This is a genomic window from Micromonospora sp. NPDC002411 (assembly GCF_053592955.1).
Map to the genome: position 1 here is coordinate 1 of NZ_JBSFBM010000309.1, position 8089 is coordinate 8089.

Sequence of the window (8089 nt, forward strand, 5' to 3'; positions counted from 1 at the left end):
CATATTAAAATCCTACTAAGTGTTTATGATATGAGTGCGTTTTGTTTTTTAGTCTTGTCTTTCGATTATCGCTGTTCAGCTCCCGCTGGCGCGCGCGCCGCACCCCCGCCCGGGTGCGGCGCCGGCCGGGGATCAACTGGTCGTCGTGCAGGTGACCAGCGGAACCGGGTTGCTGCCGTTCCACGAGCCGAGGAACCCGAAGGTGGTGCTCGCTCCGGCGGCAAGGCTGCCGTTGTGGTTGACGTTGCGTGCCGTTACCTGCGTGCCGCTGGTGCTGACGGTGGCGTTCCAGGACGAGGTGACCTGTTGGCCGTTGCCGTAGTTCCAGCTCACCGACCAGCCTCGGGTCGGTGAACCACCAGCGGTCACCTTCACCTCACCCTGGAAGCCGCCGGACCACTGGCCGGTGACCTGGTAGGTAGCCGTGCACGCCCCGGCCGGCGGCGTCGTCGGGGGCGGGGTGGTGGGTGGGGGAGTCGTGGGCGGTGGGGTGGTCGGCGGCGGAGTGGTCGGCGGCGGAGTGCTCGTTCCCCCGCCGAAGTCGACGTCGCTGCACAGGTAGTACGACTGGTCGAAGTGGCTGGCCTGCCAGACGGTGTAGACGATGTGCCGTCCGGTGCGTCCGGGCGCGCTGACCGGGATCTGGATCGAGACGCCGCCGGTGTCCTTGTCCCACTGGGAGGCCGGGGTGTTGCCGATCTGGCCGGCCAGCTCCAGGTTGCCCCAGCCGAGCGGCTGGGTCGCCGCGTTGAAGCCCTGCTTGGTCACGTACACCCGGATGTAGTCGGCGCCGTGGCTGGCCTGGTCGAAGAAGCGGAGCCGGAAGTTGTTCGACACCGATGTGGTCTTCCAGGCGCCGACGGTGTCCAGCGAGTTGTAGCGAGGGCTCTGGGTGCGGCCGCCGCTGCAGAGCTGGCCGTCGGGAACGGCGCCCTGGTGGTTGCCGCCCACACCCTCACGGAACAGGCCGTTCCAGTTCCACATGGCGGCCGGGTCGGCCTGCCAGGCCTGCCAGCACATCGGGTCCTCGGTGGCCATCCGAGGGTTCTGGAAGTCGCCACCCCAGCGCTGCCAGCAGCTGTAGTTGCGCGAGGCCGGGTCGACGACCGAGCCGTGCGCGGAGGCGGGCTGGGCCACGATCGTGGTCAGCGCTGTGGTCAACAGGAGCACGGCGGCCGTCGCGACGGCGAACAACCAGAACACGCGTCGTGATCGGATGAAAGTGGACATGGAGCCCCCGGGGGGATGAGGTCGGACGACGACACCCGGACCGACGGGAGTTGCCCACTCCCGTGCCTACTCGCTGGCTCCTGCGATGGCTCTACCCGGCACCATGCCAGCTCGATCGTCAGGCGTCAATGGCACCACGCCGCATCGGCGTGTGCGGGATGCCGTCCTCGACGTACTCCGGGCCGCTGACCGCGAAGCCGTGCCGACGGTAGAACCCGACCAGATGTGACTGGGCATCCAGCACGCTGGGCCGGTCGCCCACCACCTCCAGGGCCGCGGTCATCAGCCGGCCGGCGTGCCCACCGCCACGCGCCTCCGGCGCCACCACCACCCGACCGATCCGGGCGGTGCCGTCCGGGTCGGCCAGGATCCGCAGGTACGCCAGCGGCGCGCCGCCGTCGGTCAGCCAGAGATGCCGCGTGCCCGGCTCGACGTCGCGACCGTCGAGTTCCGGGTACGGGCAGTTCTGTTCGACCACGAACACGTCGATGCGCAGCTTGAGCAGGTCGTGGAAGGTGTGCGTGTCCAGGTCGGCGAAGGAGGCCGCCCGGACTTTGGTGGTCTGCGAGGGCATCCGACGATCCTAGGCCGCCTCACCTGGTGCCCGCCCGAGGTGCCAGGTAGGTGGCGGCCACGGCGCTGAGTAGCACGACGCCGCCGACGACCACCGGAAGCGGCAGCGGCTCGTGCAGCAGTGCCACCGCCAGCACCGCGGCGGTGAGCGGTTCGAGCAGGGTCAGTACGGCGGCCACGCTTCCCGGGGTGGTGCGCAGCCCGGCGTTGAACAACGCGTACGCCACCGCTGTGGTGATCACGCCGAGGTGCAGCAGCAGCGCCACGGTGTCGAGGCGTACCGGCACGCCGATCCCGGATACCAGGGCGAACGGCGCCAGGGTGAGCGCGCCGACCGCTGTGGAGATGGTGGTCAGCGTCATCGGTGTGGTGTGCTGCGACGCGTGTCGGCTGATCAGGGTGGTCACCGCGTACCCGAGGCCGGAGCCGGCCGCCGCGAGCAGGCCGAGCAGCGGGGCGGGTGCCGAGGCGCTGGGGTCCGCTGTGGCGGTGGTGATCAGCACGAGACCGGTGACGGCCGCGACCAGCGTGCCGAGGCGCACCGGGCCGGGGATCTGGCGGGCGCGTGCCGACTCCCAGGCGGCGGCGAGCACCGGGGCCACGCCCAGGCTGACGACGGTGGCCACGCTGACGCCGGCCCACGCCACGGCGGCGAAGTAGAGCGCCTGGTACAGGCCGAGGCCGACGCCGGTGAGGAGCAGTGGTACGGGTGCCGCGCGCAGGGCGGCCAGGATCGTGCGGAGTCGACCGGCGGTGCACGCCAGGAGGACGAGCGCGGCGATCGCGAGGCGGTGGAATCCGATGCTCACCGGGCTGAGTCCGGTGCTGTCGCACAGGAGTTGCACCGCCACACCGGTGGTGCCCCACAGCACTCCGGTGACGGTGATCTGGATCAGGCCGGTGCGGGCCTGGTCGACGACCGGCGCTGGGGCGGCCGGGCGCGCGGTTCGGGAAAGGGACACGAGGGCGCTCCGAGGGTGAGCCGTTGACGGGACGACGTCGACGGAGCGCGTACAGCGGGACGGCCGACGGGGTCAGTCACCCGGTCGGCGAGAGCGCGGCGCTCCGTTCAGGAGCGCGGCGGGGGGAGGACGCCCAGCAGTGGCCGCATGGCGACGACCGTACCGCAGGAGGGCGGCCGGGCCGGGCGGAGCGGGTTGGCGCGGTCAGGCCGGGCGTGCCCCGACGGCGTCGCGGATCTCGGCACCGACCTCGCCCTCGACGGCGCGGGCGCAGTGGCCGCAGCAGAAGAAGCGGCCGTTGACCTCGACGCCGTGCCCGACGATCTTGATTTGGCAGTGCTCGCAGATCGGTGCCAGCCGGTGGATCGCGCACTCGAACGAGTCGAAGGTGTGCACGTCGCCGCTGACGGTGCGCACCTCGAACGCCATCCAGTAGTCGTTGCCGCAGACCTCGCAGGTTGCCACGAGAAACCCCCATATCAGGACATGTGCCTACAGGTTGCTCTCGATCCGGCACGTTGTGTGGCGGATTGTCGATGTTCGGGCCGGTAGGCGGCGTGTCGGTCCCGGCGTGTTGTCCGTTGTGCCGGGTGAACCGCCGCGACCCCCGGAGGATCACATGATCAAGCGCAACAAACTCTTCGGCAATCAGACCCGGGTGACCTTCTGCCTGCCCCGGGATGCCCCGCCCGGCCCGGTGAGCGTCGTCGGTTGCTTCAACGGCTGGGAGCCGGGTCGGCATGAGCTGGTGGCACGCCGCGACGGCACTCGGACGGTGACCGTGAAGTTGTCGCCGGGGGAGTACCGGTTCCGCTATCTCGCCACCGGTGGCGTCTGGCTGGACGACGAGTCGGCCGACCAGGTCGACGATCGGGGCAGCCTGCTCCGCCTCTGACGAAGAAAACTGCCACCATCGATGGATTTATCGATGGGAGTCTTTACTGTTAACAATGTTTAAATTACCTTGAGGGCACCCACCGGACCCCGGAGAAGGAGCTGCCCCCATGCGTCGAAGAATCACCGTCCCGCTGGTGGCGGCAGGTGCCGTCGCCGCCACCCTCACCGTCGCCGCCCCCGCGCAGGCCCACGGCTACGTCTCCGCCCCGCCGAGCCGGCAGGCGCTCTGCGCGCAGGGCCGGGTCCCCGACTGCGGGCAGATCAAGTACGAGCCGCAGAGCGTCGAAGGCCCCAAGGGTCTGCGCAGCTGCAACGCCGGAATCTCCCAGTTCGCCGTCCTCAACGACGACAGTCGAGGCTGGCCGGCCACCTCGGTCGGCAGCTCGCTGACCTTCACCTGGGTGAACACCGCCCGGCACGCCACCGCCAACTGGGAGTACTGGATCGGCAACACCCGCGTCGGCGTGGTGAACGGCAACGGCCAGCAGCCGGGTGCCACCGTCTCGCACAACGTCAACCTCGGTGGCTTCTCCGGTCGGCAGAAGATCCTCGCGGTGTGGAACATCTCCGACACGGCGAACGCCTTCTACTCCTGCATCGACGTGCAGATCGGCGGTGGCGGCTCGAACCCGACCCCCACGCCGACCCCGACGGCCACCCCACGACCCACCCCGACCCCCACGCCGACGACTCCGCCCGCGCAGGGCGGCACCTGGGCGAGCGGCCGGGCGTACCAGGTCGGCGACCAGGTCACCTACGGCGGAGCCACCTACCGCTGCCGGCAGGCGCACACCGCGATCCCCGGCTGGGAGCCGCCGAACGTGCCGGCGCTCTGGCAGCAGGTCTGACCGTGCGGGTGCGGCCCCTCGGGTCGCACCCGTCGCCGCCCCCGCGTGAACGGAGCACCGGCATGCCCCGTACCCCTCTGGTGGCAGTGCTCGTGGCCCTGTTGCTCACCAGCGCCTGCGCCGGGTCACCCGACTCGGGCGGGCCGCAACCGGCCCCCGCGCCCCCGGCCGGCTCCACGGCCGTGGGTTCGGCCTCCGTGGGTTCGGCCTCCGTGGGTGAGCTGAGCGGCATCGACGTGGTGTTCCTCAGCACGATGGTCGGGCACAGCGAACGCACCCTGCAGATCGTGCGGTCGTCCCGGGACCGGGTGCGCGACGATGCGCTGCGCACCCTGGCCGCCGCCATCGAGGCCACCGAGGTCGACGAACTGGTCGCCATGCGGGGCTGGTTGCCCACCACCGGGCCGGGCGCCAGCGCGGCCGCGCACCACCACGAGGGGCATGGCGACGACGCGGCGCTCGACCGGCTGCGCAACGCGCCCGCCCCGGACGTCGACCGGGTGCTGCGCGAGGTGCTCGCCGACCACCAGCGGTCGGCCGCCGACCTGGCCCGGGCCCAGGTCGGCGTCGGCCGCAACGAGCGGGTCCGCGACCTGGCCCGGCGGATCGAGCAGTCCCGGACCGCCGAGGTCGAGCTACTCGGGGGTACGCCCTGAGTGGCTCATCGGCTCCAAGGTCAGCTCAGCGGGGTTCGAGGCGGACCGAGATGGAGTTGACGCAGTGCCGGGTGTCCTTCGGGGTGAAGCCCTCACCGTGGAAGACGTGCCCAAGGTGACTGTCGCAGCGGGCGCACCGGATCTCCGTACGCGCCATGCCGAGGCTGCGGTCCTCGATCTCCTTGACCCGGCCCGGGATAGCGTCGTCGAAGCTCGGCCACCCGCAGTGCGAGTCGAACTTGGTGTCGCTGGAGAACAACTCCAGACCGCAGGCGCGACAGTGGTAGACCCCCTGGGTCTTCGTGTCCACGTACTCGCCGACCCAGGGGCGTTCGGTGCCGTGCTCCCGCAGGACGTGGAACTCCTCGGGGGTCAGTCGGACCCGCCACTCGTCCTCGGTGCGGGGCAGCTCGTTGTCATCAAGACTCACCCGTCAACGGTACGTCGAACGTCGGGGGCGTGGCATATGGTCGCGAGATGGCGGGCACCAAGGCGGCGGTCACCGAGGTCGAGGTGGCCGGGCACAGCGTACGGCTGAGCAGTCCGGACCGGGTGATCTTCCCCGAGCGGGGGTTCACCAAGGCGGACGTCTTCCACTACTACCTCGCGGTCGGCGACGGCATCATGCGCGCCCTGCGGGACAGGCCCACCACGCTGCAACGCTTCCCCGAGGGCATCGGTGGTGAGGCGTTCTTCCAGAAGCGGGTGCCCACCCGGGGGGTGCCACCATGGGTCACCACGGCGGAGATCACCTTTCCGAGCGGTCGGAACGCGGCCGAGCTGTGCCCGGCCGACCTGGCGCACGTGGCCTGGGCGGCGCAGATGGGCACCATCGTCTTCCACCCCTGGCCGGTGCGCGCCACCGACGCCGACCGGCCCGACGAACTGCGCATCGACCTCGACCCGCAGCCCGGCACCGACTTCGCCGACGCGGCGCGGGCCGCCGGTGAGCTCCGGGCGCTCCTCGACGAGCTGGGCGTCACCGGTTGGCCGAAGACCTCCGGCGGTCGGGGCGTGCACGTCTACCTGCGCATCCAACCCCGCTGGACGTTCACCGAGGTGCGTCGGGCCACCATCGCGCTCGCCCGGGAGGTGGAACGCCGCCACCCCGACCTGGTCACCACCGCCTGGTGGAAGGAGGAGCGCGGCCGCCGGGTCTTCATCGACTTCAACCAGATGGCGCGGGACCGCACGATCGCCTGCGCGTACTCGCTGCGGGCCAACGCGCGGGCCACCGTCTCCACCCCGGTCACCTGGGACGAACTGCCCACCGTTGACCCGGACGACTTCGACCTGCGCAGCGTCCCGGCCCGGCTCGCCGAGCGCGGCGACCCGCACGCCGGCATCGACGACACCCCGTGGGACATCACCCCGCTGCTCGAATGGGCCGAACGCGACGCCGCCGCCGGCCAAGGCGACCTGCCGTACCCGCCGGACCACCCGAAGATGCCCGGCGAACCCAAGCGGGTGCAGCCCAGCCGTGCCAAGCGCACCCCCGACGGTCCCTGACCGGCCTCGCCTGGGCGGCCTCTGTCTGGGCGGTCTTGTCTGACCGGCCTTGCCCGGGGCGGCCTTGCCCGGGGCGGCCTTGCCCGGGGCGGCCTTGGCTCAGGCGGGCGGCTGGGCCGTCCACGCCAGGAACCTGTCGAACAGCTCCCGTGGGTCGGGTGCCGGCTCGGGGTTGAGCGTGAGCAGGTCGGCCGTCGCGTCGAACAGTTGGCTGGCCATGTAGATCGACAACGCCACCCGGTCGGTCCCGTACTCGACCCGCAGCAACATCCGCGCGCATGCGCACGGCCAGGTCGCGGCGCACACCCGGCACAGCCAGGACGGCCGACGCGGCAGGTGCTGATGCACGGGGTGCAGGCTGCGCAGGGGAGAGCGGTGTTCGTTCGACGTCGACATGCCCTTTACGGTGACCGGTAAGTTGCCCTGGGTCAAGGAGCCGGGTCAACTGTTTACGGTCCGCCTTATGGAGCTGGTAGGTGCTGCGGAGATTCGCGTGATGCTCGGTGGCATCAGCAAGCAGCGGGTCTACGTGATCACCAGTCACCGGAACTTCCCGGATCCCGTGGCCGATCTGGTGCAGGGAAAGGTCTGGCGGAAGTCGGACGTCGAGGCGTGGATCCGGGAGCACCGCCCGGAGCTGGCGGGGAGTTGACGACGCCTTCCCGTGGCGGACCGTTCTCCTCGGGCGGTGATGGGTGGCGGCTGGTGCGACGGCCAATTCCTGTCGTACACCTGTTCTAGAATTTGCCTGTGATCGATGAGTTGGCGCGGGCGGATCGGGCGGTGGCGAGCTGCGCCGACGCCGCTGCCTGGGTCCTCTCCGAGCACGATCTGATCGCGGCGCTCGACGCCACCCACCGGTTGCAGCAGCGGCTGGCGGCGGTGCAGTTGGCGGTCGTCCGGGAGTTGGACGGGCGGGGCACCGCAATCGCGCAGGGCGCGTCCTCGACGACGGTGTGGCTGCGTCATCGCCTGCGGCTCGACGTCGCCGCCGCCCGTCGGCTGGTCGGGCTCGCGGCCTCGGTCGACGTCGCCCCACCCGCGGTGCGGGAGGCATTGGCGGGCGGGGCGGTCAGCGTGGAGCAGGCTCGGGTCATCGCCGACACGGCCGCCACGGTGACGGCCTCGGCGGGCGCCGAGGTGGCCGACAAGGCGGTTGGCGTGCTGGTCGAGTGGGCGGCGCAGTTCGACCCGTCGTTGCTGCGTCGGATGGGCACCCGGATTCTCGACCACGTCGCTCCCGACCTCGCCGACGCCGCCGCTGCCGCGGCCCTGGCCGCTGAGGCCGCCCGCGCGACCCGTGACCGGCACCTCACCATTTCTGAGCAGACCGACGGTCGGCTGCGGCTCAGCGGCACCCTCGACGCCGAGGCCGCCGCGTTGGTGCGCGCCGCCATCGACCCGCTGAGCGCAC

Annotated in this window: 12 protein-coding genes; 6 read left to right on the plus strand and 6 right to left on the minus strand. The window is 71.0% G+C overall.

Annotation, left to right across the window (positions count from 1 at the left end; translation table 11 throughout):
- Positions 1-132 precede the first annotated feature (132 nt).
- The 4 genes from ACWCO3_RS27620 to ACWCO3_RS27635 all read right to left on the minus strand — a co-directional run bounded on the left by ACWCO3_RS27620 (position 133) and on the right by ACWCO3_RS27635 (position 3230).
- Complete coding sequence (locus ACWCO3_RS27620) at positions 133-1230, minus strand: lytic polysaccharide monooxygenase auxiliary activity family 9 protein (RefSeq protein ID WP_358048775.1); 1098 nt, start codon at positions 1228-1230, stop codon at positions 133-135.
- A 118-nt stretch (positions 1231-1348) separates the two neighbouring features.
- Positions 1349-1804: a GNAT family N-acetyltransferase gene (locus ACWCO3_RS27625; RefSeq protein ID WP_450012810.1), complete on the minus strand. Its 456-nt coding sequence runs from the start codon at positions 1802-1804 to the stop codon at positions 1349-1351.
- 19 nt (positions 1805-1823) lie between these two features.
- Positions 1824-2765, minus strand: a complete 942-nt coding sequence (locus tag ACWCO3_RS27630) for a DMT family transporter (protein WP_450012812.1) — start codon at positions 2763-2765, stop codon at positions 1824-1826.
- Between the two features lie 204 nt (positions 2766-2969).
- Positions 2970-3230: a Prokaryotic metallothionein gene (locus tag ACWCO3_RS27635; RefSeq protein ID WP_145784868.1), complete on the minus strand. Its 261-nt coding sequence runs from the start codon at positions 3228-3230 to the stop codon at positions 2970-2972.
- A gap of 154 nt (positions 3231-3384) precedes the next feature.
- Between ACWCO3_RS27635 and ACWCO3_RS27640 the strand changes: the two genes are divergently transcribed.
- The 3 genes from ACWCO3_RS27640 to ACWCO3_RS27650 all read left to right on the plus strand — a co-directional run bounded on the left by ACWCO3_RS27640 (position 3385) and on the right by ACWCO3_RS27650 (position 5166).
- Positions 3385-3660 (plus strand): isoamylase early set domain-containing protein, encoded by a 276-nt coding sequence (locus ACWCO3_RS27640; RefSeq protein ID WP_354885091.1) that lies wholly within the window; start codon positions 3385-3387, stop codon positions 3658-3660.
- Between the two features lie 109 nt (positions 3661-3769).
- On the plus strand, positions 3770-4510 hold the full coding sequence (locus ACWCO3_RS27645) for a lytic polysaccharide monooxygenase (RefSeq protein ID WP_358162749.1): 741 nt from the start codon (positions 3770-3772) through the stop codon (positions 4508-4510).
- Positions 4511-4572: 62 nt separating this feature from the next.
- A complete protein-coding gene (locus ACWCO3_RS27650; protein ID WP_450012816.1) occupies positions 4573-5166 on the plus strand; it encodes a DUF305 domain-containing protein in 594 nt (197 codons plus the stop codon).
- A 25-nt stretch (positions 5167-5191) separates the two neighbouring features.
- Here the strand turns inward: ACWCO3_RS27650 and msrB are convergent, their stop codons facing one another.
- Entirely contained in the window at positions 5192-5596 is a 405-nt protein-coding gene (msrB, locus tag ACWCO3_RS27655; protein WP_145784865.1) for a peptide-methionine (R)-S-oxide reductase MsrB, read from the minus strand.
- A gap of 47 nt (positions 5597-5643) precedes the next feature.
- On the opposite strand from msrB, the gene ligD reads away from it, so the two are divergent.
- Positions 5644-6675, plus strand: a complete 1032-nt coding sequence (gene ligD / locus ACWCO3_RS27660) for a non-homologous end-joining DNA ligase (RefSeq protein ID WP_145784864.1) — start codon at positions 5644-5646, stop codon at positions 6673-6675.
- Positions 6676-6774: 99 nt separating this feature from the next.
- Here ligD and ACWCO3_RS27665 read toward each other — a convergent pair whose 3' ends face one another.
- The gene (locus ACWCO3_RS27665) at positions 6775-7071 is read right to left on the minus strand and encodes a hypothetical protein (RefSeq protein ID WP_357934037.1); all 297 of its coding nucleotides are present in this window, start codon (positions 7069-7071) and stop codon (positions 6775-6777) included.
- Between the two features lie 67 nt (positions 7072-7138).
- Between ACWCO3_RS27665 and ACWCO3_RS27670 the strand changes: the two genes are divergently transcribed.
- Together ACWCO3_RS27670 and ACWCO3_RS27675 are read left to right on the plus strand one after the other, a co-directional pair.
- The gene (locus tag ACWCO3_RS27670) at positions 7139-7327 is read left to right on the plus strand and encodes a hypothetical protein (protein WP_357934040.1); all 189 of its coding nucleotides are present in this window, start codon (positions 7139-7141) and stop codon (positions 7325-7327) included.
- A 98-nt stretch (positions 7328-7425) separates the two neighbouring features.
- A partial coding sequence (locus tag ACWCO3_RS27675) for a DUF222 domain-containing protein (RefSeq protein ID WP_450012819.1) occupies positions 7426-8089 on the plus strand: 664 nt, incomplete at its 3' end.

Bases quoted from the DNA above. Each gene is read 5' to 3' on its own strand.
- ACWCO3_RS27665 (WP_357934037.1), bottom strand. From the start codon at position 7,071: ATGTCGACGTCGAACGAACACCGCTCTCCCCTGCGCAGCCTGCACCCC.
- ACWCO3_RS27625 (WP_450012810.1), bottom strand. From the start codon at position 1,804: ATGCCCTCGCAGACCACCAAAGTCCGGGCGGCCTCCTTCGCCGACCTG.
- ACWCO3_RS27670 (WP_357934040.1), top strand. From the start codon at position 7,139: ATGGAGCTGGTAGGTGCTGCGGAGATTCGCGTGATGCTCGGTGGCATC.
- ACWCO3_RS27650 (WP_450012816.1), top strand. From the start codon at position 4,573: ATGCCCCGTACCCCTCTGGTGGCAGTGCTCGTGGCCCTGTTGCTCACC.
- ACWCO3_RS27620 (WP_358048775.1), bottom strand. From the start codon at position 1,230: ATGTCCACTTTCATCCGATCACGACGCGTGTTCTGGTTGTTCGCCGTC.
- ACWCO3_RS27640 (WP_354885091.1), top strand. From the start codon at position 3,385: ATGATCAAGCGCAACAAACTCTTCGGCAATCAGACCCGGGTGACCTTC.
- ACWCO3_RS27645 (WP_358162749.1), top strand. From the start codon at position 3,770: ATGCGTCGAAGAATCACCGTCCCGCTGGTGGCGGCAGGTGCCGTCGCC.
- ligD (WP_145784864.1), top strand. From the start codon at position 5,644: ATGGCGGGCACCAAGGCGGCGGTCACCGAGGTCGAGGTGGCCGGGCAC.